Raw genomic sequence first — 24,750 nt, 5'->3', positions numbered from 1 at the left:
TCGACAAAACTGTGGGGTTAGTGATGTTTAAGCGTTTCTTTATTACAGGTACAGACACCTCTGTCGGGAAGACAGTGGTTTCCCGTGCGCTGTTGCAGGCACTTGCTGCCAGAGGCAAAAGCGTGGCCGGGTATAAGCCTGTGGCGAAGGGCAGCAAAGGGACGCCGGACGGTTTACGTAACAAAGATGCGCTGGTGTTGCAGAGCGTCTCCACGCTGGCGTTACCCTATGAGGCTGTCAACCCCATCGCCTTAAGCGAAGACGAGAGCAGCGTGGCGCATAGCTGCCCGATCAACTACGGTCTGCTGTCCGATGGTTTGCAGCGTCTGGCCGCGCAGGCCGAACACGTGGTGGTTGAAGGCACCGGCGGCTGGCGCAGCCTGATGAACGACCTGCGGCCGCTCTCCGAGTGGGTGGTTCAGGAGCAGCTCCCAGTGCTGATGGTGGTGGGGATCCAGGAGGGGTGCATCAACCATGCGCTACTGACAGCCCAGGCGATCGCCAATGACGGTTTACCGCTGATTGGCTGGGTGGCCAATCGGATCAACCCCGGTCTGGCGCACTACGCCGAAATCATCGATGTCCTCAGCAAAAAGCTGCCGGCGCCGCTGATCGGCGAGCTGCCTTATCTACCGCGCGCCGAACAGCGTGAGCTGAGCCGCTACGTCGACTTAGACATGCTCGGCAACGTGATGGCGATAGATCGAATCCCGGCGTAACGTCCGCGACAGCACAGACGACACGACGCAGGTTATCAGCAGACCGGGCAGCAGCGTATACTGCCCGGTCATCTCGCAAATCATCAGGGTTGACATGATCGGCGCATGGGTCGTGGCGGCCAGAAACGCCGCCATGCCGGTCAGACCCATCATGATGGCCATTTCTTCACTTCCCGGTAGCCACAGCCTGCTGAAGCAGGCAAACAGCATGCCCATCGCCAGGCCGACAAACAGCGTCGGGGTGAAGACCCCGCCAGGCGCGCCGGAGCCGCTGCTGGCCAGCACCGCCAGCAGTTTGCAGATAAATACGCCCACCAGCAGCGCACCGGACGGCGGCAGCAGCAAATAGCTTTGCACTACGCTGTAGCCGTTGCCCCATACTGCCGGGGTGATGAGCGATAAGCCGCCGACAATTAGCCCGCCCAGCGCCAGCTGCCACGGCGGCGCCAGCTTTAGTTTAACGAACCCGCGGTGGCTGTAGTCCATCAGCCAGATAAACAGCGGCCCGCACAGCCCGGCCAGCAGGCCAGTCGCCAGCATTAAGCCATAGTGCAGGGCGCTGAGGTTTTGCTGTAACACGACGTGATACAGCGGCGCGGCGCCGCCATTAAGAAACTGCGTCAACAGCAGGGCGATCACCGCCGAGATCACCACCGGCCCAAGCGAGGCCAGCATCAGCGTACCAAAGAGAATTTCAGCAATAAACAGGCTGCCGGCCAGCGGGGCATGATAGGCGCTGGCCATCCCGGCAGCCGCGCCGCAGGCGACCCATAGCTTCCATTCACTCTGCGGCGTGAAGCGACGGGCAAACAGCGAGGCCGCCAGCGCGGCCAGCAGGATCATGGCGCCTTCCCGGCCAATCGCGCTGCCGGTCACCACGACCAGCAATGACGCCAGCGATTTCACCAGGCTTGCCGGCGTATCGAAACAGCCGTCGCCGGTCTCCAGGGCTTCCATATAATCGGTGGCGGCATGCGGACGCGCGACGCTGCGTCGTTGCCAGAGCCAGAGTAAGGTTCCCGCCGTCAGGCCGCCCAGCGCGGGGGTAACCAGCCGACGCCACGCCGGCAGCGACTGTGCGGCGTTGACCAGGCTCCCGCTGTCATTACTGAGCAACAGCGTTTCCAGAACCACCATAGCGTGGCGAAACAGCGCCACCGCCAGGGCGGCGAGAAGGCCAATCAGGGTGGCGATCAGCAGGCGGCGAAACATCACCTGCACATCAGGATAGGGATGAAGACGATGCATTAGTCACGGCGAGGTTCGGAAAACATTGGCTTATTGTGATAGGGAATAACCTTAGATGCAAAAGCGATAAGTGCGGGTGAAAGGCTGGAAAGCGGCAAAATAAAACCGCGCCGGATACCGGCGCGGCGAAGGGTTAACGATAGAGCGGTTTTTGCGCCACGGCGATCGGCAGATTCTCCTGCCACTGCGCCAGAGTCGCCTGCGCCAGCTGACCCAGCGCCTGATAGAAGGGGTGGGCGGCATGGTCGACAAAGACGCTCAGGAAACGCCCGGACCACGGCAGCAGGTGCCAGGCCAGCAGTTGAGCGAACAACGCATCCTGCTCCGTTTCGCACAACCATGCCGCCAGGAGTAGCACGGTGCCGAAATGATCTTCCGGTTCGTTGCCATCGGCCTCCAACGCGATACCGTTCTCGCGCATCCACTGGCGCAGAGCCAGCGTGGAATCGCCAAACAGCACAGACTCTTTATCCAGCCAGACAGAGCCCCAGGGCGGCGCCGGCAGGGCCCATGGCCCGATAAACAGGCGCTGCCAGGCTTCCGGCAACGTTTCTTCAGCCGATGCGGCAAACCCTGACGCCAGCGGGGCTGCGACCGGGAAGGGCCACTGCTGCTGCCAGCTCCCGTCCTGGAAGGCGGCGACCAGCGGCGCAATTTCCGCGCTATTCGGCGCATAAGAGAACAGCGCGCCCAGGGTGCGGGCGCTTAACGCGACGGCGTCGCGATTTGGGATCGGCATCATCACTTATTCCTTTCTGCGGCGCGCGCCTGCGCGCCGTCTCATTAACCGGCAACCGCCATACCGACGGTCATATGCAGACCATAAAACAGGCCGCGGCCAATACATTCGGCGATCAAGACCAGCAGCAGGCCGATCAGCAGCCCCGTAGCGCGCGGCGGCTGGCGGCGGATCAGCGGACATAGCCAGCAGCCGAGGCCCAGCGCCAGCAGTACCAGGCGTAGCGCCTGGAGTTTGCCATAATCTGGCAGCAGGGTGGCCGCCTGCTGAACCGAGCTGTGAAGGGTACTGAGCCCGGCGCTTTGCATAATGATAACTGCGGCGCTGATGACCAGCGCGGCCACGCTCAGTCCGGCAAAAAACCAGCCGTTAAAGTCGACTTTCGCCAGCCGCAGCAGCAGGGCGGCAAACAGCGGCCCGCTGAGGAGCACCGTCAGAAAGAACGCGCTGGTGGTGTAGCCATTGTACCATGTTGGCACGGTATTGATTTGGTAAACCCGGGTCATTGCGAGGACAAACAGCAGCCCTAACAGCATGGCGATCGCCAGCCAGACTTTACCCAGCGTCGCCGGCATTTTTTCCAGCACCGCCAGCAGCCACCAGAATCCGCCCACGGCGAAGAACAGAGCGCCGCTGGCGATTTCGTTGCTCAGCGCCGAGGCGCCGATGCGGTTCAGCGAGTTAAACGCGCGCAGCGGTGAACCGAGATGCATCACCGAAGCAAGAAAACCAATGCCCATCAACAGCCAGATAAAAAACATATTGCGCACCAGCCGCCGCCGGGCTTCCCGTTGGTCCCCCAGCGCCAGCCAGCCAAGACCGCTGACGATGGTCGCGCCGACCACGCACTGACCCAGCACCGTAAACAGCACCAGCGGCCATTCATGCCATCCGTTTCCCATCTCACACCTCCTTCGGGTTCGCCAGGTAACCGGTGGTATCGCCACACGGCCGGGCATTGGCGTTAGGTTTGATAACGATACTCGGCCGGGTAAAGTGCGCCGACGGCAGCGGCGCTACCGCGGCCAGCTGGCCGTGCTTAGCGCGCAGTTCGGCAATTGGCCCGAAATCCAACGCCCGCAGCGGGCAGGACTCGACGCAGATCGGCTTTTTCCCCTCGGCGACGCGCTCGTGACAGCCATCGCATTTGGTCATATGGCCTTTGTCGGCGTTATACTGCGGGGCGCCGTACGGGCAGGCCATATGGCAGTAGCGGCAGCCAATGCATACCTCTTCGTTGACCACCACAAAACCGTCTTCGCGCTTATGCATCGCGCCGCTCGGACAGACCTTGGTGCAGGCCGGATCTTCACAGTGGTTACAGGCGATGGAGAGGTAATAGGCAAACACGTTCTGCTGCCAGACGCCGTTGTCCTCCTGCCAGTCGCCGCCGGCATACTCATAGATCCGGCGGAAGCTGACCTCCGGAGTCAGGTTCTTGTAGTCCTTACAGGCCAGCTCGCAGGTTTTGCATCCGGTACAGCGAGCGGAGTCGATAAAGAATCCATATTGCGTGCTCATGGTTTACTCCTTAAACCTTCTCGATATCGACCAGGTTGGTATGCTGTGGATTCCCCTTCGCCAGCGGCGACGGGCGGTGGGTGGTCAGGGTATTCATGCAGGCGCCATGGTCGATCCGATCTCCGGTCATATTGGCGTCGTGCCAGGCGCCCTGGCCCATCGCCGAGACCCCCGGCATGATGCGTGGCGTCACTTTCGCCGGAAGACGGACTTCGCCGCGCTGATTAAAAACGCGCACCATATCGCCGTTTTTAATCCCGCGTTTTTCCGCGTCAAGCGGATTGATCCATACTTCCTGGCGACAGGCCGCTTGTAATACATCAACGTTGCCGTAGCTGGAATGGGTGCGCGCTTTATAGTGGAAACCAAACAGCTGCAGCGGATACTGGCTGCGCAGCGGATCGTCCCAGCCTTCAAATGTGGAGGCGTAGACCGGCAGCGGGCTGATAACTTCGTCTTTCTCAAGCTGCCAGCGGGCGGCAATCTCTGCGAGTCGGCTGGAGTAGATTTCAATTTTGCCGGACGGGGTTTTGAGCGGATGCGCTTCAGGATCGCGCCGGAAGTCGCGATAGGCGACGAAGTGGCCGTTCGGGTCTTTGCGCTTGTAGATGCCCATTCGCTTCAGATCCTCGTAGGCCGGCAGCGCCGGATCTTTCGCCACCATTTTGGCGTACAGATACTGCAGCCACTGTTCCTGGGTACGCCCCTCGGTAAAACGTTGATGCACGTCGTCGCCGAGCCGTTTCGCCACTTCGCTTAGGATCCAGTAAATCGGTTTGCGTTCGAACTTCGCTGAGGTGGCGGGCTGAATAAAAATCAGATAGCCCATATTGCCGGCGTAATCGTTAGGAATGATATCCTCCTGCTCAACGGTCATCAGGTCGGGCAGCAGCAGGTCGGCGTATTTCGCCGACGAGGTCATAAAGTTGTCGATAACCACAATGGTTTCGCACTTGCTTTCATCCTGCAGAATTTCGTGGGTCTTATTGATGTCGGAGTGCTGGTTGATGATGGTGTTGCCCGCGTAGTTCCACAGGAACTTGATCGGCACATCCAGCTTCTCTTTTCCGCGTACGCCATCGCGGCTGGCGGTCATCTCTGGACCGCGCGCGATGGCGTCGGTCCAGGTAAAGCAGGAGATGGCGGTCTTCACCGGGTTTTCCAGTACCGGCAGGCGCTCAATGGTGATGGTGTAGGTTGATTCGCGGGCGCCGCTATTGCCGCCGTTGATGCCGACGTTGCCGGTTAAGATCGGCAACATGGCGATCGCCCGGGCGGTGAGTTCGCCGTTGGCCTGGCGCTGGGGCCCCCAGCCCTGGCAAATGTAGGCCGGCTTGCTCATGCCGATTTCGCGCGCCAGCTTAATGATGCGATCGGTGGGGATACCGGTAATACGCGAGGCCCACTGCGGCGTTTTAGCGATCCCGTCGTCGCCCTCGCCGAGGATATAGGCTTTGTAATGACCATTCGCCGGCGCCCCGGCCGGGAGCGTTTTCTCGTCGTAGCCAACGCAGTATTTATCAAGGAAAGGCTGGTCCACCAGATCTTCGTTAATCAACACCCAGGCGATACCGGCCACCAGCGCGGCGTCGGTGCCGGGGCGAATGGGGATCCACTCATCTTCCCGACCGGCGGCGGTATCGGTGTAGCGCGGATCGATGACGATCATTCGCGCGTTAGAGCGCTCGCGGGCCTGCTCCAGATACCAGGTAATGCCGCCGCCGCTCATCCGGGTCTCCGCCGGATTGTTGCCGAACATCACCACCAGCTTGCTGTTTTCAATATCCGAGGTGCTGTTGCCGTCGTTACTGCCGTAGGTGTAGGGCATGGCGCAGGCAATCTGCGCAGTACTGTAGGTACCGTACTGGTTAAGCGAGCCGCCGTAGCAGTTCATTAAACGCGCCACCGGCGACGCGGAAGGCGACGAACGGGTGATGTTGCCGCCGACGATCCCTGAAGAGTAGTTAATGTATACGGCTTCGTTGCCATACTGTGCTACCACGCTCTTCAGGCGGTCGGCGAGGGTATCCAGCGCCTCCTGCCAGCTGATGCGGACAAATTTGCCTTCTCCGCGCTTGCCGACGCGCTTCATGGGATAGTTAAGGCGATCCGGATGATTAATGCGCCGGCGAATCGAACGCCCGCGCAGGCAGGCGCGGACCTGATGGTCGCCGTAGCGGTCGTCGCCGGTATTATCCGTTTCGACGTAAACCACTTCATCATTACGCACGTGCAGCCGCAGGGCGCAGCGGCTGCCGCAGTTAACCGAGCAGGCGCCCCAGACAATGCGGGTGTTGTCGCCGGTAGCCTGTTGTACCGCCGCCGCGGCGCGGCGCAGCGTAAAGGGCAGGGTCAGCCCGCCGGCGGCCAGCGCCAGGGAACCGAGGGCTGTGGATTTGAGTAGCGCGCGTCGGCTGACGCCGCCGGGAGATTCCTGATTCGACATTGCTCACTCCATGATCGTTATGTTGTACGGAGAAGGGCCGCTGTGCCATTAACAGACGCAGGGGTGAGCGATAATACGTTATGGGTAGCCAGTAGACCTTATCCCTGGTCAATGCAGGGATAAGATCTTTCATTTGAAACCGAAGAGGGCTTACTGAGCGTCGTTTTCGGCGGGACTGTCGCTGTTACGCGTATAGGTGATTTTGAAGGTGTCGTTGGCGCAATGACCGACCACCTGAACCCCGGGCTGGTCTGCCTGATCGTTTGGCACAATGGCCAGGCTGAAGGCGGTTTCCGGTACGCCATTGTTGATGATCTTCTGCTGGATGTCGCTTTTGACCCGTTCACAGGAGTCGGGAGCCGCCAGTACGGCCGTGGAGCACAGCAGTAGCGCAGCGCCGGTGCAGAGGGATAGTTTCATCTTACGCTCCTTATCGATGTTATCCAGATTTAAGCATAGCAGAACTGGTGTAAACAATTGTATTTGCTAATATGATCGGATGTACACAAAAGGAATCGTCTGTGAAAAGATTGTATTGGCTGATCCCGGCAGCGCTGCTGCTGACGGCATGCGACCGTAAAAGCGCCCCGGACGCCTTCACCCCGGAGATGGCGAGTTTTTCCAATGAGTTTGAGTTTGATCCCCTGCGCGGGCCGGTGAAAGATTTTAGCCAGACGCTGCTGGATGAACACGATGTGGTGGTCAAGAAGGTGAGCGCTCAGCTCTCCAGGGAAGGGTGTTTCGATCTGCTGACCCTGGAAGATGTGGAGAACAAAACCGGCGCCACGCTGCTGCTGGACGCCAACTATTACGTCGACGGGCGCACCCACGAGAAGCGGCTGCGCCTGCAGGGCAAGTGTCAGCTGGCGGAGATGCCTGCCGCCGGGGTGAGTTGGGAGACGGATGATAACGGTTTTATTATCAGCGCACGCGGCAAAGAGACCACCGCCACCTACCGCTATGACAGCGATGGCTATCCGCTGGGAAAAACCACCACCGCCAAAGAGGAGCGATTTACCGTCGCCTCAACGCCGTCAAAGGATCCGCGTAAGAAATTGGACTATACCGCCATCAGCACCTTCAACGATCGCACGCTGGGCACGGTGCGTCAGACCTGCGACTACGACGATCACGACAATCCGCTGAGCTGTGAGCTGCAGGTGGTCGATGAAAGCGTCCAGCCGCCGCTGACCCGCCACTACACCATTAAAAACCGTATCGATTATTACTGAGCCGTCGGCTTCAGCAGGGACGGCCCGGGCGTTTTGTGCTCGGCCAGATACTGGTGCTGGAACAGGCACATGCGGATGGTGTTGCGGTACTCGCCGTTAATGAAAAACTCATGGATCAGTTCACCCTCGACCATAAAGCCGAGCTTGCGGTAAATATGGATCGCTTTTTCATTCTCTTTATCAACGATTAAATACAGCTTATACAGATTGAGCACGGTAAAGCCATAGTCCATCGCCAGGCGTGCGGCGCGGGTGGCGAGACCTTTTCCCTGGAAGTCGGGGGAGATGATGATCTGGAACTCGGCCCGGCGGTGCACATGGTTGATTTCAACCAGCTCCACCAGTCCGGCTTTATCGCCATTGCATTCGATGACAAAGCGGCGCTCGCTTTGATCGTGAATATGTTTGTCGTACAGATCGGAGAGCTCAACGAAGGCCTCGTACGGCTCTTCAAACCAGTAGCGCATGACGCTGGCGTTGTTATCGAGCTGGTGGACGAAGCGCAAATCTTCGCGCTCAAGCGGGCGGAGTTTGACGTGTAGCGCGTCGGTCATGGAGATTCCTGTGGTCAAAACGGAAAAGGGATTACAGAAAGGCGGCGCCCGCAGGCGCCAGCGTGGTCTGGGAGCGGCTCAGGGATTTATCGCACGGCCGGTGCGACGGTCAAGACAGCGCAGGGTGTTTGGCTCCCAGTAGGCATTGACGTTGGCGCTCTTCTGGCAGTTATCCTGCGCGTCGAAAGCGACATCGGCTTTATCCCACTCTTTTTCCGCCCGTTTGTTCACCTTCTGGCGCAGGCTGCGGGTGTCGTTCCATTGCTCTTTTTCCATCGACGCCTGCTGACGGCTCTGCGCGCTGTCGCCAGATTCAATCACCAGCCGGTCGGTGGCGGCATAGGAGCTGGAGGTGTAGACCACAGCGCTTAACGCCAGAATGGCGGTCAGGCACCAGCGTTTGTTCAGTGTCATGTTCATCACGATTTCCTTTAAGTGATGGGTTAACCCTCAGATTCAGTTTACTACAGCTTACTACAGCTCTTTTGTCGGGCATAGCCGGCAAAACAGCGTGGGGCAGAAGCTATTATCACGTAGAATGGTTCAACGCTTTGTCTCTTTTACGAATCTTTTAATGCTCAAAACAACGCTGCTGTTCTTTGCTACCGCTCTGTGTGAAATCGTCGGCTGTTATCTACCGTGGCTATGGCTCAAGCGCGGGGCAACGCCGCTGCTGCTGATCCCCACCGCCCTGGCGCTGGCGCTATTCGTCTGGCTCCTGACGCTCCATCCGGCCGCCAGCGGGCGGGTATATGCCGCCTACGGTGGGGTGTACGTTTGTACCGCATTGCTCTGGCTGCGGGTCGTTGATGGGGTCAAATTAACCCATTATGACTGGGCGGGCGCGGCCATCGCCCTGTGCGGCATGCTAATCATCGTGGCGGGGTGGGGACGGGCCTAAGCCCGTCATGTGTGATCCCTGCCGCTTTTTTCAACCCTAATTCTTGTATGGTAGTCGACCTGTTGCCTTACTTATCAGACATCCTATTTCATATGACTCTGTAAGGAACAACGATGGCTATCGAGACTCTTGCCGCCCGGACCGGGGCGACGCCGTTACGCATCCGTCGGGTGCAGAAGATCACCCTGACGCTGCTGTTTATCGCCGGTATCGTCAACTTTCTTGACCGCTCTTCGCTGAGCGTCGCCGGGGAGGCGATACGCGCCGACCTGGGCCTTAGCGCCACCGAGTTTGGGGTGCTGCTCTCCGCCTTTTCGCTCTCCTACGGCTTCGCGCAACTGCCCTCCGGTATTTTGTTGGATCGCCTGGGACCACGGATTGTGCTGGGCGCCGGGCTGATTTTCTGGTCCGCGATGCAGGCCCTGACCGGGATGGTCAATTCGTTCTCGCATTTTATTCTGCTGCGCATTGGCCTCGGGATCGGCGAAGCGCCGTTTATGCCAGCCGGCGTGAAATCGATCAACGACTGGTATGCGCAAAGAGAGCGCGGCACGGCGGTGGGAATATTCAACTCCTCGACGGTGCTGGGCCAGGCTATCGCCCCGCCGGCCCTGGTCATCATGCAGTTGGCCTGGGGTTGGCGAACGATGTTTGTGGTGATTGGTTTAGCCGGGATCGTGGTCGGCCTGTGCTGGTATGTGGGCTACCGTAACCGTCGGCAGTTTACCCTGCAGGAGGAGGAGCAGCAGTATCTGGCCAGTGAGGAGGCGGCCCGCCCGGCGCTGAAGTTTAGCGAATGGCTGGCTCTGTTTAAACGGCGGACTACCTGGGGGATGATCCTCGGCTTTTCCGGTGTGAACTACACCGGCTGGCTGTATATCGCCTGGTTACCCGGCTATTTGCAGGCGCAGCAGGGGTTAAGCCTGGCCCGTACCGGCTGGGTGGCGGCGATCCCGTTTCTTGCCGCGGCGGTGGGGATGTGGGTCAACGGCCTGGTGGTCGATGCCCTGGCGCGCAGAGGCTACGATCAGGCGAAAACCCGCAAAACGGCGATTGTTATCGGTCTGGTGCTGTCGGCGCTGGGCACCTTGCTGGTGGTGCAATCGTCCACGCCAGCCCAGGCGGTGGCTTTTATCTCCATGGCGCTGTTTTGCGTTCATTTTGCCGGGACGTCCGCCTGGGGGCTGGTGCAGGTAATGGTGGCGGAGCATAAAGTGGCTTCGGTGGCGGCGATCCAGAACTTCGGCAGCTTTGTGTTTGCCTCCTTCGCGCCGATCGTGACCGGCTGGGTAGTGGATACGACTCACTCTTTCAATCTGGCGCTGGTGATCGCCGCCGGGGTGACCTTTGCCGGGGCGCTGTGCTACTTCTTTATCGTCAAAACTCGCATCGATTAGCAACGCTCGGCGATTCGTCAACAGCAGGCCCGCAGGGACGCGCGGCCGCCATGTTCTTCTCCTCCCGTTACCTGCGCTATCCTGTCACTGCGGCGATTGCAGCCTCGTGCCCCGTGCTTTATCACGCAAGATCTTCTTGTATGGTAGTTGACAGAAATCAAAGATGTTATACCAATTGCGTGAGATGGTTGAGGCACAAAGGCATTCTCCTCGAGAGTTCTCCCCGAGAATGGTTGATGGGCTACATAACAACGAGAGTCATCATGGAAAACACCCTCTTAACCGCTAACGCCACGCTGCCGACCTACGATCGCAGCGCACTGATCCCCCGTATCGTTCATCTTGGTTTTGGCGCGTTTCATCGCGCTCATCAGGCTGTGTATGCCGATATACTGGCCAGCGAGCACGGCAGCGACTGGGGCTACACCGAAGTTAATCTGATTGGCGGCGAGCAGCAGATCGCCGATCTCCAGCAGCAGGATCTGCTGTATACCGTCGCCGAAATGTCCGCCGACGCCTGGACCGCGCGCGTGGTTGGTGTGGTGAAGCAAGCGCTGCACGCCGGGGTTGATGGTCTCGAAGCGGTGCTGGCGGCGATGTGCCAGCCACAGGTGGCCATTGTCTCCCTGACGATTACTGAGAAAGGCTATTGCCATTCGCCAGCCAGCGGCGAACTGCAGCTCGATCACCCGCTGATCGCCGCCGATCTGCATAACCCGCACCAGCCAAAATCGGCGGCGGGGGTAGTGGTGGAGGCCTTATCTCGCCGCCGGGCGGCCGGCCTGCCTGCTTTTACCGTGATGTCCTGCGATAACATGCCGGAAAATGGTCACGTTATGCGCAACGTCGTCTGCGCCTACGCCCGGGCTTTAGACGAGGATCTTGCCGCATGGATAGAGCAGAATGTCACCTTTCCGTCGACCATGGTGGACCGGATTGTCCCGGCGGTGACTGCCGAAACCCTCGATAAAATTACCCAGCTGACCGGGGTGCGCGACCCGGCCGGGGTGGCCTGCGAACCTTTCCGTCAGTGGGTGATTGAGGATAACTTTGTTGCCGGACGTCCGCAGTGGGAGAAAGCGGGAGCGGAACTGGTCGCCGACGTGGTGCCTTTCGAAGAGATGAAGCTGAGAATGCTCAATGGTAGCCATTCGTTCCTCGCTTATCTCGGCTATCTGGCCGGTTATCAGCATATCAACGACTGTATGCAGGACGATAACTACCGTCGCGCGGCGCTGTCGTTGATGCTGGACGAACAAGCACCAACGCTGAAGGTGCAGGGGGTGGATCTGTCACGCTATGCCAGTTTGCTGATTGACCGTTACTGCAATCCGGCGCTGAAGCACCGCACCTGGCAGATAGCCATGGACGGCAGCCAGAAGTTGCCCCAGCGCATGCTGGACTCAATACGCTGGCATCTGGTGCATCAGCGTGATTTTACACTGCTGGCGCTGGGCGTGGCAGGGTGGATGCGCTACGTTGGCGGCGTTGACGATGCGGGCCAGGCAATCGAGATATGCGACCCGTTGTTGCCGGTTATCCAGCAAGCGGTGGCTGCCAGCGCCGATGGCGAAGCGCGAGTCAAAGCGCTGCTGGGTATTGAGGCGATTTTCGGCGTCGAATTGCCGCAGGAGTTACGCTTTGTCACGGCGGTGACCCGCGCCTACTTAGCGCTGCAGCGGCAGGGGGCTAAAGCTACCGTCGCCGCGTGGGCCGCCGCGCAATAATCTTTTTCCGGTGTCGGTCCCGGGGTCGACACCGGCTCTTCAGTTATTTTTACGATACTCCGCTGATGTCTATTTTTTGCTGACGATCGGTTTTAGCAGACGCAGAATATGATCGAACGCAATGTCTATACATAACTCTATATTTCCCTGATTTACTAAAGATAATTAGCTGTTATTTTTCCGAACAATGGCTGGTATTTCACCGCAATAATGGCATAGTTAAGTTATTGAAAAAGAACTTTCTCTGCAAAAGGAGTACGGGCCATGTATAAAAAAATTTTATTGCCTGTTGATGTCTTTGAAATGGATTTAAGCGATAAAGCGGTGCGTCACGCGGAATTTCTCGCTTCGGCCGAAAATGGCGAGATCACCTTGCTCAACGTTCTGCCGAACAGCAGCCGTTCGCTATTGCGCGGTTTTACGGCGGATATTCGTAAGTTTGAAGCCTATATGAAAGAAGAGTCGGAGAAAAAAATGCGCGAGGTGGCGCGACTGTTCGCCATCCCCATGACGCGGATCCATACCCGCGTAGTCTTTGGCAACGTGCGTGACGAAATTCTGGCTATCAGTAACAACGAAGAGTTCGATGTCATTGTGATTGGTTCCCGCAAACCGGGGATCTCGACCCATCTGCTGGGCTCCAACGCCGAGTCAATTCTGCGCTACGCCAAAACGCCGGTATTGGTCGTTAGATAATCCCTTCAATGACGACGGCTGCGTCGGCCATGCCGGCAGCCGTCTGACTCTTATTCTTCACTAAACCAGTCGCGGTTCTCCTGGCGAATCAGCAGTACGGATTCGCTGATTTCATGCAAATGGATACTCATGGCTTTTTCTACCGCCTCGGCATCGCGTTTTTCCAGCGCGGTAAAAATCTCATGATGCTGGCGCAGAAGCATCTCCGGAGAGGTGACATGGTCCAGACTCATATAGCGGACGCGATCGATGGCGGCTTTAATATTTTCCACCGTATCCCAGGCCAGCTGACAGTCGGCGATAATCGACAGCTTCTGGTGAAATTCATCATCGAGCAGGAAAAAGTCGTTTAACTGCTGCCGATCAACGGCAATACGCTGCTGGTGAAGATTCTGTTCCAGCTGATAAAGTTGCTCTTCGTTAATCATGCCGGCGGCACGGCGAACCACCGCGCACTCAATCGCCTGGCGGACGAAGCAACCATTACGCACCTGCGACAATGAGATTTTATTGACGTAGCTACCGCGCTGGGGACGAATCTGGATAAGTCCGTTTTCCGCCAGCTTAATGAAGGCTTCGCGCACCGGCTGACGAGACACCGCAAAACGCACGGAGACTTCTTTCTCCGACAGCGGTGTACCAGGCGGGATCAGGCAGTGAACGATATCCCGGCGGAGGATGCGATAAATTTGCTGATTGACGGGTTGCGTCGGATTCAGTTGCGATTCTGCGGCCATTGATGGTTACTTTTTAGGGGGTTATGCGCACTATTTTACGCGTTTTTTGCGTTTCCGCCCATACCCGGCCCGCAGGCCGGGTGGCTGACGGTTAGCCCTGACGGTGAACGCTGAGTCCGGCAAAGCTCTGACTCACCGGCATCATCTCCAGGGTGTTGATGTTGACATGTTTCGGCAGGGTGGCGACCCACCAGACCGCCTCGGTCACATCTTCCGGCGTTAGCGCTTGGGTATTTTCGTAAGCTTTTTCGGCTTTAGCGTCATCGCCCTTAAAGCGGACGTTAGAAAACTCGGTGCCGCCCACCAGACCCGGCTCGATGTCGGTCACGCGCACCGCGGTGCCGTGCAGGTCGGTACGAAGATTGAGGCTAAACTGACGGACAAAGGCTTTGGTCGCCCCATAGACGTTTCCGCCGGCGTAAGGCCAGCTGCCTGCCGTAGAGCCGATATTGATGATATGGCCGCGATTGCGCTCCACCATCCCCGGCAGCACGGCGCGGGTCATGTACACCAGCCCTTTATTATTGGTGTCGATCATATCTTCCCAGTCTTCCACACTGGCGCGGTGCGCCGGCTCCAGACCAAGCGCCAGGCCGGCGTTGTTCACCAGCACATCGATAGCCTGCCACTCGGCCGGCAGGTCAGCAATCAGCGTCTCAATGGCGGCGCGGTTGCGGACGTCAAGTTGCGCGATATAAAGATTATCGCCCAGCTCGTCTTTCAGCGTCTTCAGGCGCTCTTCACGACGACCGGTGGCAATCACTTTATGACCGTTAGCGATAAAACGGCGAGTAATACTTTCACCAAAACCGGCGGTGGCGCCGGTGACCATGATAATCATCTTACTGTTCCTCAACGCTTTTTGTGTTTTCATACCATAGCACGCACAGGCGGCGACCGGTAACGGAAATCATTGCGACCCCTTAAGGAGAGGCCTAATCTTACAGCATTAGCCTGTACAGGAGAGAAAGATGTCCGAACGAAACCCCTTTTTTAGCGTCAGTACGTTGCCTTACCAGGCGCCGCCGTTCGATGTGATTGACGACAGCCACTATCGCCCGGCGTTTGATGAGGGCGTCCGGCAGCAGCGGGCCGAAATTCGCGCTATTATCGACAATCCGCAGCCGGCCAGTTTCGCCAACACGCTCGAGGCGCTGGAGCAGAGTGGTCAGCTGCTGGCGCGGGTGACGCGGGTCTTTTTCGCCATGGCTGGCGCCCATACCAATCCTTATATTCAATCACTGGATGAACAATTTTCCGCCGAACTCGCCGAGCTGGGGAATGACATCTGGCTTAATGCGGCCTTGTTTCAGCGCGTGAACAGCGTCTACGAGCAGCGCGACGCGCTGGCGCTGGACAGCGAGTCCTATCGTCTCCTGACCCTGACGTGGCAACGTTTTGTTCACGCCGGGGCGACGCTGGCTCCCGAGCAGCAGGCGGCGCTGCGCACACTGAACACCGAAGCGGCTACGCTGCAAAGTCAGTTCCAGCAGCGACTGCTGGGAGCGGCAAAAAGCGGCGGCCTGGTGGTTGATTACCGGCATCAACTGGCTGGCCTGAGCGATGAGGAGATAGCGGCGGCGGCTGACGCAGCGCGTGAAAGAGGGCTTAGCGACCGCTGGTTGCTGACGCTGACCAATACCACCCAGCAGCCGCAGCTGCTTGCGCTGCGCGACCGGCAAACGCGGGAGAATCTCTTCGCCGCCGGCTGGACCCGCAATCAGCAGGGCGATGAGCATGATACGCGTGACCTGGTACTGCGGCTGGCGGCGATCCGCGCGCAGCAGGCTGAGCTGTTGGGAGCCGCTGATTACGCCAGCTGGGCGCTGACCGATCAAATGGCGGCTTCCCCGGCGGAGGCATTGGGCTTTATGCGTCAGATCGCGCCGGCGGCGCGGGCGAGGGCGGAACGTGAGTTGGCGGACATCCAGCAGGTGATCGACAACGAAGGCGGGGGTTTTCGCGCGACGGCATGGGACTGGCTTTACTACAGCGAGCAGGTGCGGCGGGCTGCCTACGCCATTGACGACGCGCAGCTCAAACCCTATTTTGCCCTCGAGCGGGTGCTGCACGACGGCGTCTTCTGGACGGCAACGCAGCTCTTTGGGCTGCGCTTTGTTGAGCGCTTCGATATACCGGTCTATCACCCGGATGTGCGGGTCTGGGAGATCTTCGATCACAACGGCGAAGGGATGGCGCTGTTTTACGGTGACTACTACGCTCGTGACTCAAAGAGCGGCGGCGCATGGATGGATGTGTTTGTCGAACAGTCGACTCTGCGCGCGCAGCGCCCGGTTATCTACAATGTCTGCAACTACGTCCGCCCGCAGGCAGGGCAGAGCGCGCTGCTGTCGTGGGATGAGGTGATCACCCTGTTTCATGAGTTCGGCCATACCCTGCATGGGCTGTTCGCCAGCCAGCGCTACGCCAGTCTCTCGGGGACCAATACGCCGCGCGATTTTGTCGAATTTCCTTCGCAGATCTTCGAACACTGGGCCAGCCAGCCGCAGGTGTTTGCCCACTACGCGAAGCACTACCAGTCCGGGGAGCCGATGCCGCAAGCGCTACGCGACAATATGTTGCGTGCGGCAACCTTCAATAAAGGGTACGACATGAGCGAGCTGTTGGCTGCTGCGTTACTCGATATGCGGTGGCATAGCCTGTCGACCTCGGCATTACCGGAGGAGGTGGACGCGTTTGAGCAGCTGGTGCTTCGGGAAGAGAACCTGGATCTGGCGGCGGTCCCCCCGCGCTATCGCAGCAGCTATTTCTCCCATATCTTCGGCGGCGGCTATGCGGCAGGCTATTACGCCTATCTGTGGACCCAGATGCTGGCCGACGACGGCTATCAATGGTTCGTGGAGCAGGGCGGTTTGACCCGTGAGAACGGTCAGCGTTTCCGTGAGGCGATTTTATCACGCGGGAACAGCACTGATTTAGCTGAACTGTATCGCCAGTGGCGCGGACACGATCCGCAGATTGAGCCGATGCTGAAAAATCGCGGGTTGAGTGCGTAGGGCAATTTTAGTCTGACAAGATAACCGGGCGCGCTGCCCGGTTTTTTGTCTGATCTAGTCGTAACCTTATATTTCTTTTACCTCACGCTGCCTAAATCTCTATCGCTCTCTCTCCCTTTAAGCATTAGCGTGGCTTCTTCGATACGAATGAAGCGCCCGGAATCATCTATTTCAGCGAACATATAAACTTCCATGTCCACCTCTTCTCCGCTGCGCCTGGTGCACAGAACGCGATGCCTTGTGGCATAAAGATTCCCGTTACGAAGTTCGTCATGTAACTCAATTTTAGCGAAGGCGATAATTTCCCGGAGTCTACGCGCATGCTGAGCAAAGCCATCTAATCCTTCCCACTTGTTATCAGTACGCTGCCGATAACCGGGACTAAAATAGCGACTGAGTATCCGATCCAGTGGTATCTGTTGGTGGTTGATAATTTCATCCAATACCCTAGTAATAGTAATCATTTTGATGGTTAGTCCTCTGTGAAAGTGATGAATACTTTACAATCGACTAACTGGCTTCAGTACGGTATAAAAGACATTAAACACCTCAAACACGCCAATATGCACGATCCATTGATTCCATTCGAACCGGTGTTTTCACCCCAGGGACCCACTTTACTCGTCGCGGTACGTCAGTCTGAGGTAATACGGGAGACTCCACGCCACCATCACAGCTGTGGGCAGTTAATCGGTGCCATACGTGGGCTACTTACGGTCGATAGCGGTGATTGTCGCTGGGTGGTACCGGCAACACATGCCGTCTGGATACCGCCAGGTGTTCCGCACGGCCTGTGCTCGCACGGTACATATTCAGGATGGAGTGTTTATGTTTCTGCCAAAGCCTGTGGCGAGCTACCTGATAAGCCATCTGTTCTCTCAATGACAAATCTGCTGCGTGAAGCGATAACGCGAGCGGCTGCATGGCAAGGTGTAGAGCTTAATGCGTCCCAAAAACGTTTAGCTGGCGTTATTCTTGATGAAATTGGTTCCCTTCCCAGGGTTAATCTTGGGCTTCCAATGCCGCAAGATAGCCGATTGCTCAGAATCGCGCAGGCGCTGTCAGCAAACCCGGACGACGGGCGCAGGTTGGAAGAATGGGCAGCCTGGGCCGGCATGTCATCACGCACGCTCACGCGACGATTCCGAGCCGAAACGGGTTTTAGCTTCAATGAATGGCGACAGCGGATACGCTTACTCAGGGCTCTTGAGCTACTGGCTGCCGGCAAGCCAGTGACGGCGATAGCGCTGGATCTGGGATATGACAATGTGAGTGCCTTCATAGCCTTGTTCCGTCGGATGTTCGGCACTACTCCAGGGCGGTATAAAATTTAATTATCTCTTCGCTGAACATGATGCGTTATCCGCCGCTTTGATTACGTTTGTCATGGGATGAGAGGGGCAAGTAATTCGGGCCCCTGATTTTTCACATTGCCGACCGCCCGCGTTACCGGGTGCCAGGTAAAATCGTCGGCGGAAACGGCTCCGTCGCTGGCTATCTCCGCCGCTTCCGCGCCGGTGACATCCTGCCTCATCCATTCCCGGGCGGCTTCAGGCGCCAGGACCAACGGCCGACGGTCATGAATATCGACAAGACCGCGATCGGCGGCGGCCGTCACGATCAAGAATCCTTCGGCATGGTCCCCACGTTCGAACGGAGTCCGACCAATCGCGGCCATAAAAATTGGCTGGCCATCCTTACGCTGGATAAAGTATGGCTGCTTTGTATTTCCTTCCTTTTTCCACTCAAACCAGCCGTCGGCGAAGCAGATCGCCCGTCCGTGCTCCCACAGCGGCTTGAACATCCTGCTGGAGGCTGCAGTCTCAACCCGGGCATTAATCAGCGGCGGTTTATCCCACCATCCTGGCGCATAGCCCCAGTAAACGGCATCGAGATGGAGTTGCTCATCGCGTTCATTGAGGAGTAAAACTTTTGTCCCGGGCGCGACGTTATAGCGCCCGATAGGCGCCGGGTCCCAGGCAATATCTCGTTCGGCCGCTTCCACGAGATGCGCCAGGTATTCCTCCCGGCTTTGCGCTTGCGCAAAACGTCCGCACATAGCCACCTCCAGCGTCATGTCTGACTAACAGTATAGATCAGCTGCAAAACGGTGTTTTCACCTGCCCAATCACCACGCTCCTTCCACGTTAGTAGACCATTATTTCAGGCCGTCATCTTGCCTGACGTCGCGACAGTACACGCTGGGCGTTAGGCCTGGCATTGTCCGTTTATGCTTCATCGTTATTACCCTAACGCCTGTCTGATAAAGGAAATCGTTTTTACTCTTTTTATTATCTTTCAGAATTATCGCACAGAGTTTTACCTTTGTTTGAAATGGTTGTCGCTGGGTTGTATTTGAAAATATCCACCCCTTATTATTTAAAAAGTCATCTTTATCTTTTAAAAGGTTGTTATGAGTAACTTACTATTATTAGTCCTGGCGGTGGTGTTATTGTTTACATCTTTGTTTTTTGGCCTGTCCTATGTTAGAGAAAGAAGAAAAATGAAGATGCGCTTTAATAAATTCCGACGTTAACCGATCCTTCCTGCGGAAAGCGCAAGAGCAACAGATGAGAATCTCGTTAACTCTTGTTTGGTAGCTATTTGGAATTTTTTCATAATATTGATTTTGTGAGAGAAGATCGTCTTATGACTGATGCCCAGTTTTTGCGCTATCTGCTGATTGTTCATTCCCGTTCTGATCGCATCGATAATATAAAGTTGTGATTTGGTCAAGGTTAACCGAGGGCATTTGACACAGCGTCTGCTGTCTTTTTCCAGCCCACCGCAACTAGATGTTGTCGACTCCGTCAGACGTTTTGCAATCTGATTTTTTACGCGGCGCAAGCCGCTGTTCATGCTGATAAAAGTGGCATCGCGTAGACAAAGTGGTAACTGTTCAACCTGCAAAGCGCTGTCGGTGGCGACGAAAATAAAAATAGACGTGTGCGGAGGAAGTTTTTTGAAAAACGGGTGGCATAGATAATGTTCACCAGCGGCCATTTCTGTGAACAGCATATCAATCGGACCTAATATATCTGTGGAACAGTCCACAACGGAATACGGTTCACGGATGTGTTCTTCTTTCGCGATCTCGCTAAGCAGTTCGCAAATTCCGCGATTAAGAAATATGTTTTCAGTGTTAATTAAAATATCAGGCATAGTCATGGCGATCGTGAAAGTTGTCATGCATTTAAAGTGGAGAACATTAAATGCGTATGCCTTTAGGATATTTCTAATAATCAACAAATGCAATAAGTCTAATTTTGGACTTTGAGCTGGCGAGTGAAATTAATGGCATATTAATCAATGACTTATTTTTTTAGCGTTGCGCGGGCATGACCGCTAATTTGGCACAAACTGCTTAAATTGCTTATATTGCATGCGTTAATTCTGGTCTCAAATATATTAATCAGAGTTACTTATTCACTGTATGAATTGCTTTTTCAAAAATACCTTTTGCAGGCGCGGGTCCTTGAGGAGATTGCGCCTGAGCGAAACCTGGGGTGGTCATTGATAAAAAGGGGCGGGGTAGACCCGCCGCTGCGGAGGGTGAACAGCAACGGCGTACAACAGAATCAGTTATCAGGATTGTTGGAAATGCTTTTCCACACCATTCCCAGGCCGATCAACATCGACGCGAAGAGGGCGAACAGGGTGGTTGAGATAAAAATGCTGGTCATGGCGGTGCCTCAGAAAGTGCGTATGCAGATCATTAGGCACGGTGTCGGATGAAAGGTTCCTTACCCGGCCGGGTATATTTTCACCAGCGGCGTCCGGTTGACGGCAACAAGGCGAATGCCACGTCGAAGCGCCGCTGTTGGCAAGGGGATCCTGACAGGCAGCCGTGTTGCTAAACGCGCTGTTCATGGGGAGAATACACGACGGCAAAGGGGGAGCGATTCGGACGTTGACATCCCCTTAAACAAGTTATATATACATGTCGCTTCTGTTTATTGAATGTTAAACAGCATCAGTTATGGGACTCAGAAGCGCCACAGCCCCCGCCGTCGGGCGGGGGTAACTTCGCCACCGGCATGCTTATTTTTCACTGAGGCTGGCGAAGAAAAATTTTTTATTTCGGGTCTTGAAAAACGCGCCTTAGATATTATTTTATATAGCGGACAAGCAATGCTTGCCTTTATGTTGAGCTTTTGAATGAATATTCAGGAGGTTAATTATGGCACTCAAAACCTTGTCAGCACTCCCGGTATTTGCTGATTCTCTTTTTGCCGATCGCTTTAATCGTATTGACCGTCTTTTCAGCCAGTTAACGGGCGATACGCCGGTGGGCACTTTACCGGCTTATGATTTACAGAAAGTCGACGACAGCAATTTCCTGCTCAGCGTCAGCGTGCCTGGCTGGAAAGATGATGAGCTGGAAATAGAAACCGTAGGGGGGAATCTGCATATTTCCGGGAAACGCCAGGAAACCGATTCCTCGACAGACAGCGGTGAACGCTGGATTTATAAAGGTATCCGCCGCGCTAATTTCCAGCTCAGTTTCTCTCTTCCTGAACACGCCCAAATTAATCAGGCGCAGCTGGATAGCGGCATCTTAAAAATAGCCATCCACCAGGAGATCCCGGAGAGCGAAAAACCGCGTAAAATTGCGATCGAGAATCAGGGGCGCGTGATAGAACATAAAGTTTGATTCACCGTTGTTCCGACGATGTTACCTTAAAGGCCCGCCCTGCGGGCCTTTATCCTTTCCCCCTGAAAATATAAATGGCCTCCCGACGACAAAGAAATCGATATGCTATTCTGTTAACAGACGCAGTGAGTCTGCTATTTCTTTCAATTTCGGCGAGGAGGAAGAATGACTGACGAGATCGATAGCGACGCAAACAGTACGCATGAACTAACCGCTGAAGTGGCTCGGGCGCTGATCGCGCGCGGTTGGCGACTGACCACGGCGGAGTCCTGCACCGGAGGGAATCTGGCGGCAGCGCTCTGTGCCCAGGCGGATACCGCGGCATTTTATGATACCGGCGTAGTGACCTTCAGCGATGAAGCCAAGCGCAACGTGCTGCAGGTTCGCGCGGAAACCCTGGCGGTACACAGCGCCGTCAGCGAAGCCTGCGTTCAGGAGATGTCCTCTGGTATTCTGGCGCTCGCCGGGGCCGATATCGCCATCGCCGTCAGCGGCTACGCCGGACCGGAGGGCGGGGAAGATGGTACCCCCGCCGGCACGGTATGGTTTGCCTGGAATTTTCGCGGCCAGACTGAAACCAAACGGATGTGCTTTGCCGGCGACTGTGAGACCGTGGTGGCGAAAGCGGTACGATATGCCCTGGCGGCGCTGAGCGAAAAGCTTCCCCACTGGCAGTGACGATGCCCGGGTGCGCGGCCTTACAGGTCCATTGCCTGGCGCGCTACCGGCCAGCAGATCTCCCCGATGCCGTTAAGGCAGGGTCGGGAAAAGAGAAAGCCCTGAAACAGGCGAATGCCCACCGACTGCAGCCAGCACCACTCCTCCAGGGTTTCGACACCTTCAGCCACCACCGTAATGCCAAGATCCTCGCAGCAGCGAACGACCGAGGCGACAATCGCCTGTTTGGTGCCGCTAATATGGATATCGCGCACCAGTTCCGCATCCACTTTGATTTTATCAGGCTGAAAACGGGTCAGTAACGACAGGCCGGAATAACCTGCGCCAAAGTCGTCGATGGCCAGCTTCATGCCCGCGACGCGCAGGGCTTTGAGCACCTTGCGGAACTGGTCAAAGCAGGTGATCACCTCTGTCTCGGTGACCTCGATCAGTACCTGATCCGGTCTGAGGCCGGCCGCCAGCAGGCTGTCCATCAGCCAGCCTACGGCGTCAGGGTGGTGATACAGCGATCCGGGCAACAGGTTAATCGCCAGCTGATGTTTCCCGAGCGGCAGCAGGCCGGCGAGAGCGAATGCATACGCTTTGCTTTCAAGATCAAAACGGTAGCGATCCTCCGCCGCAATGGCGGCAAACATTTCCACGGGAGAGCCGCCGGTTGGGCTGCGGATCAGAGCCTCAAAGGAAGAAACTCGCTTTTTAGCCGGCTCGACAATAGCCTGCAGAGCAAACTGGCAAGGTTGACCGGGCAGGTGCTGCGGCGCGGCCGTACCTGACGCGGGCATCATCATCCAGCGAGAGGGCTGCAGCGGCTCGGGCAGGCAATAGCGGCCGCCGTCGGCAATGAAGGCGCTAAGCAGCCGGAACATCCGGTCGTTGACCGGTTCGGTGACCCCAAACGTGCTAAAGCGCAGAATTTCCTCCAGCGCGCCATCGGTTTCAAACAGCCGGAGATCCAGTATGCGCATTCCGGTGCCGTGAAAACGTCGGTAGGCTGAGTAATCGCGCATCAGCTCCACTACGTCGCGATGACGCGGGTCGCTTTGGATTTCGCTGAACAGCGACTCAAGTGCCTCCTCAGTCCCTTCCAGGACCTGGAAAAACTGCAGGCCGTTAAACAGCAGAATGCCGGTGATGCCAAGGGGCAAATTTTTACTGCTGGCGCGATGGACTAAAGCGTCGAGATCGACGGGCGGGCGGTCAGGATGAACCTGGCTGCGGTAAATCAGGGTGGTTAGCATAGTTGTTACGATCGCTCCCGCGGCGTAAGAACATCCGCGCTCAGCATGCAAGATGAGTATGGCCTGACCCTAAAGGAGGGCGAGGCTGATATGTACAAACATTCAACCAACCGTGATGTCCGCTACGCGGAACGCGAGCTTCACTTTGTGATTCCCTCCACTGTACAGGGAATTACACATTTGGCTATCTTTTTCTCATCCTCAATGCAAAATGACGCTAACAGGCCTCTCATTCCCTCCTCAGACACTGGCGCTGCGTCTTATTTTACCTGTTAATATTCGCTACCAGGAATTATCCTACCATTCTATTTCCCACTCTCAAAAATGAGGCGCTGGTCTTGCCTGAATATAATCGAGTGAATATTATTACTCTAAATTAAATTCTTTTGTCAGGTTTGATATGAGCGACTTCTTTATTATTTTGTGTCTGATTTTATGTCCCATCATTTCTTTATGGAGTGGCTTTTCCTATATTCAGGAAAGGCGCAAGAGACGGTATGTTTTCCGTTCCAGAAGATGATTGTTTGACAGAATAAAATGACGAGTTGTATCAGCGTTTGGCGAGCAGTTGCACAAGGTTGTTAAACTGCTGACGGCTATTCAAATTAAATTTACTCATAATATTCTTTTTATGTGAATGAATCGTTTTGGGACTAATATTTAGCGCAGCGGCGACTTCATGAGGGCTCAGGCCAATACTGAACGCGTAAATGACTTTGGTTTGCGCGTCGCTGACCGACCTGCAGGCGCAATTAATGCAACGCCGCAGACGATTGAACGGCGGGTCTTGCCGCGGTAGCAGCGGACGCTCAATGGCGTTAGCTATCTCATCTTTCAGCCGCTGAACGCGAGCGTGAGGCGGCATAAACACCACATGCTGCAGACAATTCGGTAAACCCTCATCTACGGTAGCGTGTTCATTGTCCGGGAAAATAAAAAGCGTATATTGTTCCGGGGCATGCTGAAAAAGATCCTGGCACAAGTACCACTCCCCCGCGACCATTTCCGTGAATATCACATCAGCTTGCGCCATCGATCCTGCATCCCATTGTTGAGAAAACTGATAGTGTGGCCGCCCGGCGGCCTTCATCGCTTCATCAACCAGTTCAGCAATAGCGACTCGCAAATAGTGATTTTTTATATTGAACAAAAAATTAGTCATATAACTTCCCTGTGGGCATTAAAAAACATATCTGGATAAATTAAAGAATATAATGATGATGCAGGTACTATTTTTAGCCGTGGT

At 56.2% G+C, this 24,750-nt stretch carries 31 protein-coding genes and 1 pseudogene; 15 read left to right on the top strand and 17 right to left on the bottom strand.

The genetic code is table 11. The features are described 5' to 3' along the window. The first annotated feature begins 23 nt into the window (after positions 1–23). Entirely contained in the window at positions 24–719 is a 696-nt protein-coding gene (gene bioD, locus IB144_RS13930) for a dethiobiotin synthase (RefSeq protein ID WP_065888651.1), read from the top strand. Here bioD and clcB read toward each other — a convergent pair. The 6 genes from clcB to IB144_RS13900 all read right to left on the bottom strand — a co-directional run bounded on the left by clcB (position 672) and on the right by IB144_RS13900 (position 7,093). Beyond that, positions 672–1,967, bottom strand: coding sequence for a voltage-gated ClC-type chloride channel ClcB (clcB, locus tag IB144_RS13925; protein ID WP_004148305.1), 1,296 nt, complete (start codon positions 1,965–1,967; stop codon positions 672–674). The genes bioD and clcB overlap by 48 nt on opposite strands. Before the next feature lie 133 nt (positions 1,968–2,100). Further along, entirely contained in the window at positions 2,101–2,709 is a 609-nt protein-coding gene (gene dmsD, locus IB144_RS13920) for a Tat proofreading chaperone DmsD (protein WP_004209765.1), read from the bottom strand. 41 nt (positions 2,710–2,750) lie between these two features. Continuing rightward, complete coding sequence (locus tag IB144_RS13915) at positions 2,751–3,608, bottom strand: DmsC/YnfH family molybdoenzyme membrane anchor subunit (protein ID WP_002903710.1); 858 nt, start codon at positions 3,606–3,608, stop codon at positions 2,751–2,753. Position 3,609: 1 nt separating this feature from the next. Further along, positions 3,610–4,227, bottom strand: a complete 618-nt coding sequence (locus IB144_RS13910; protein WP_004152235.1) for a DMSO/selenate family reductase complex B subunit — start codon at positions 4,225–4,227, stop codon at positions 3,610–3,612. A gap of 10 nt (positions 4,228–4,237) precedes the next feature. After that, positions 4,238–6,673 carry a selenate/tellurate reductase subunit YnfE gene (gene ynfE, locus IB144_RS13905; protein ID WP_023282548.1) on the bottom strand — a complete coding sequence of 812 codons (2,436 nt, stop codon included), beginning with the start codon at positions 6,671–6,673 and terminating at the stop codon, positions 4,238–4,240. A 150-nt stretch (positions 6,674–6,823) separates the two neighbouring features. After that, positions 6,824–7,093, bottom strand: a complete 270-nt coding sequence (locus IB144_RS13900; RefSeq protein ID WP_002903714.1) for a DUF1161 domain-containing protein — start codon at positions 7,091–7,093, stop codon at positions 6,824–6,826. A gap of 101 nt (positions 7,094–7,194) precedes the next feature. On the opposite strand from IB144_RS13900, the gene IB144_RS13895 reads away from it, so the two are divergent. Further along, positions 7,195–7,905, top strand: coding sequence for a YnfC family lipoprotein (locus IB144_RS13895; RefSeq protein WP_023282549.1), 711 nt, complete (start codon positions 7,195–7,197; stop codon positions 7,903–7,905). Here IB144_RS13895 and speG read toward each other — a convergent pair. Both speG and IB144_RS13885 read right to left on the bottom strand, forming a co-directional pair. Next, complete coding sequence (speG, locus tag IB144_RS13890) at positions 7,899–8,459, bottom strand: spermidine N1-acetyltransferase (RefSeq protein WP_002903719.1); 561 nt, start codon at positions 8,457–8,459, stop codon at positions 7,899–7,901. The genes IB144_RS13895 and speG overlap by 7 nt on opposite strands. 78 nt (positions 8,460–8,537) lie before the next feature. Further along, entirely contained in the window at positions 8,538–8,879 is a 342-nt protein-coding gene (locus IB144_RS13885) for a DUF1283 family protein (protein WP_002903720.1), read from the bottom strand. Positions 8,880–8,997: 118 nt separating this feature from the next. On the opposite strand from IB144_RS13885, the gene IB144_RS13880 reads away from it, so the two are divergent. From IB144_RS13880 to IB144_RS13865, 4 genes are all read left to right on the top strand, one after another. Further along, positions 8,998–9,360 carry a YnfA family protein gene (locus IB144_RS13880; protein ID WP_004219442.1) on the top strand — a complete coding sequence of 121 codons (363 nt, stop codon included), beginning with the start codon at positions 8,998–9,000 and terminating at the stop codon, positions 9,358–9,360. 113 nt (positions 9,361–9,473) lie between these two features. Then, positions 9,474–10,757: an MFS transporter gene (locus IB144_RS13875; RefSeq protein ID WP_002903724.1), complete on the top strand. Its 1,284-nt coding sequence runs from the start codon at positions 9,474–9,476 to the stop codon at positions 10,755–10,757. Between the two features lie 263 nt (positions 10,758–11,020). Next, positions 11,021–12,484, top strand: coding sequence for a fructuronate reductase (locus IB144_RS13870; protein WP_004224666.1), 1,464 nt, complete (start codon positions 11,021–11,023; stop codon positions 12,482–12,484). Positions 12,485–12,748: 264 nt separating this feature from the next. Further along, a complete protein-coding gene (locus IB144_RS13865; protein ID WP_002903728.1) occupies positions 12,749–13,180 on the top strand; it encodes a universal stress protein in 432 nt (143 codons plus the stop codon). Between the two features lie 50 nt (positions 13,181–13,230). Here IB144_RS13865 and IB144_RS13860 read toward each other — a convergent pair whose 3' ends face one another. After that, positions 13,231–13,917: a GntR family transcriptional regulator gene (locus IB144_RS13860; RefSeq protein ID WP_004143618.1), complete on the bottom strand. Its 687-nt coding sequence runs from the start codon at positions 13,915–13,917 to the stop codon at positions 13,231–13,233. Positions 13,918–14,008: 91 nt separating this feature from the next. After that, positions 14,009–14,758, bottom strand: coding sequence for a bifunctional NADP-dependent 3-hydroxy acid dehydrogenase/3-hydroxypropionate dehydrogenase YdfG (ydfG, locus tag IB144_RS13855; RefSeq protein WP_002903733.1), 750 nt, complete (start codon positions 14,756–14,758; stop codon positions 14,009–14,011). A gap of 130 nt (positions 14,759–14,888) precedes the next feature. On the opposite strand from ydfG, the gene dcp reads away from it, so the two are divergent. Beyond that, complete coding sequence (gene dcp, locus IB144_RS13850) at positions 14,889–16,934, top strand: peptidyl-dipeptidase Dcp (RefSeq protein ID WP_016946663.1); 2,046 nt, start codon at positions 14,889–14,891, stop codon at positions 16,932–16,934. Between the two features lie 77 nt (positions 16,935–17,011). On the opposite strand, the gene IB144_RS13845 is transcribed toward dcp, so the two are convergent. Then, positions 17,012–17,398, bottom strand: coding sequence for a nuclear transport factor 2 family protein (locus tag IB144_RS13845; protein ID WP_004143614.1), 387 nt, complete (start codon positions 17,396–17,398; stop codon positions 17,012–17,014). Between the two features lie 27 nt (positions 17,399–17,425). Between IB144_RS13845 and IB144_RS13840 the strand changes: the two genes are divergently transcribed. Next, a complete protein-coding gene (locus IB144_RS13840; RefSeq protein ID WP_074440769.1) occupies positions 17,426–18,268 on the top strand; it encodes a helix-turn-helix transcriptional regulator in 843 nt (280 codons plus the stop codon). Between the two features lie 50 nt (positions 18,269–18,318). Here IB144_RS13840 and IB144_RS13835 read toward each other — a convergent pair whose 3' ends face one another. Then, positions 18,319–18,993, bottom strand: coding sequence for an SOS response-associated peptidase (locus IB144_RS13835; protein ID WP_004179739.1), 675 nt, complete (start codon positions 18,991–18,993; stop codon positions 18,319–18,321). Positions 18,994–19,164: 171 nt separating this feature from the next. Between IB144_RS13835 and IB144_RS13830 the strand changes: the two genes are divergently transcribed. Together IB144_RS13830 and IB144_RS13825 are read left to right on the top strand one after the other, a co-directional pair. Then, positions 19,165–19,293, top strand: coding sequence for a hypothetical protein (locus IB144_RS13830; protein WP_004219446.1), 129 nt, complete (start codon positions 19,165–19,167; stop codon positions 19,291–19,293). Positions 19,294–19,347: 54 nt separating this feature from the next. Continuing rightward, positions 19,348–19,470 (top strand): small membrane protein, encoded by a 123-nt coding sequence (locus IB144_RS13825; RefSeq protein ID WP_004143611.1) that lies wholly within the window; start codon positions 19,348–19,350, stop codon positions 19,468–19,470. Here the strand turns inward: IB144_RS13825 and IB144_RS13820 are convergent. The 3 genes and pseudogenes from IB144_RS13820 to IB144_RS13810 form a co-directional block, all read right to left on the bottom strand. Further along, the gene (locus IB144_RS13820) at positions 19,467–20,102 is read right to left on the bottom strand and encodes a helix-turn-helix transcriptional regulator (RefSeq protein WP_004179740.1); all 636 of its coding nucleotides are present in this window, start codon (positions 20,100–20,102) and stop codon (positions 19,467–19,469) included. The genes IB144_RS13825 and IB144_RS13820 overlap by 4 nt on opposite strands. Positions 20,103–20,169: 67 nt before the next feature. Further along, positions 20,170–20,293 (bottom strand): annotated as a pseudogene (locus tag IB144_RS13815) (hypothetical protein). 219 nt (positions 20,294–20,512) lie between these two features. Beyond that, positions 20,513–20,608, bottom strand: a complete 96-nt coding sequence (locus IB144_RS13810; RefSeq protein WP_271229884.1) for a YnaM/YnfT family protein — start codon at positions 20,606–20,608, stop codon at positions 20,513–20,515. On the opposite strand from IB144_RS13810, the gene IB144_RS13805 reads away from it, so the two are divergent. The 4 genes from IB144_RS13805 to IB144_RS13790 all read left to right on the top strand — a co-directional run bounded on the left by IB144_RS13805 (position 20,568) and on the right by IB144_RS13790 (position 22,266). Continuing rightward, complete coding sequence (locus tag IB144_RS13805; RefSeq protein WP_223174880.1) at positions 20,568–20,669, top strand: hypothetical protein; 102 nt, start codon at positions 20,568–20,570, stop codon at positions 20,667–20,669. The genes IB144_RS13810 and IB144_RS13805 overlap by 41 nt on opposite strands. A 225-nt stretch (positions 20,670–20,894) precedes the next feature. Continuing rightward, on the top strand, positions 20,895–21,092 hold the full coding sequence (locus IB144_RS13800) for a hypothetical protein (RefSeq protein ID WP_004190251.1): 198 nt from the start codon (positions 20,895–20,897) through the stop codon (positions 21,090–21,092). Positions 21,093–21,114: 22 nt separating this feature from the next. Continuing rightward, positions 21,115–21,588, top strand: a complete 474-nt coding sequence (locus IB144_RS13795) for an Hsp20 family protein (RefSeq protein WP_004183942.1) — start codon at positions 21,115–21,117, stop codon at positions 21,586–21,588. Between the two features lie 165 nt (positions 21,589–21,753). Next, complete coding sequence (locus IB144_RS13790; protein ID WP_004179742.1) at positions 21,754–22,266, top strand: 2-oxo-tetronate isomerase; 513 nt, start codon at positions 21,754–21,756, stop codon at positions 22,264–22,266. A gap of 20 nt (positions 22,267–22,286) precedes the next feature. Here the strand turns inward: IB144_RS13790 and IB144_RS13785 are convergent, their stop codons facing one another. Next, positions 22,287–23,504: a diguanylate phosphodiesterase gene (locus IB144_RS13785; protein WP_040170822.1), complete on the bottom strand. Its 1,218-nt coding sequence runs from the start codon at positions 23,502–23,504 to the stop codon at positions 22,287–22,289. Between the two features lie 400 nt (positions 23,505–23,904). On the opposite strand from IB144_RS13785, the gene IB144_RS13780 reads away from it, so the two are divergent. Further along, positions 23,905–24,024, top strand: coding sequence for a small membrane protein (locus tag IB144_RS13780; protein ID WP_004195995.1), 120 nt, complete (start codon positions 23,905–23,907; stop codon positions 24,022–24,024). A 30-nt stretch (positions 24,025–24,054) separates the two neighbouring features. Here IB144_RS13780 and kbvR read toward each other — a convergent pair whose 3' ends face one another. Further along, on the bottom strand, positions 24,055–24,666 hold the full coding sequence (gene kbvR, locus IB144_RS13775) for a LuxR family transcriptional regulator KbvR (protein ID WP_019705638.1): 612 nt from the start codon (positions 24,664–24,666) through the stop codon (positions 24,055–24,057). Between the last annotated feature and the right edge of the window lie 84 nt (positions 24,667–24,750).

The organism is Klebsiella sp. K4, assembly GCF_014596785.2.
GTDB lineage: Bacteria > Pseudomonadota > Gammaproteobacteria > Enterobacterales > Enterobacteriaceae > Klebsiella > Klebsiella pneumoniae.
The sequence above is the reverse complement of the archived record's forward strand: the minus strand, read 5'-3'. Positions and strand labels throughout refer to the sequence as shown.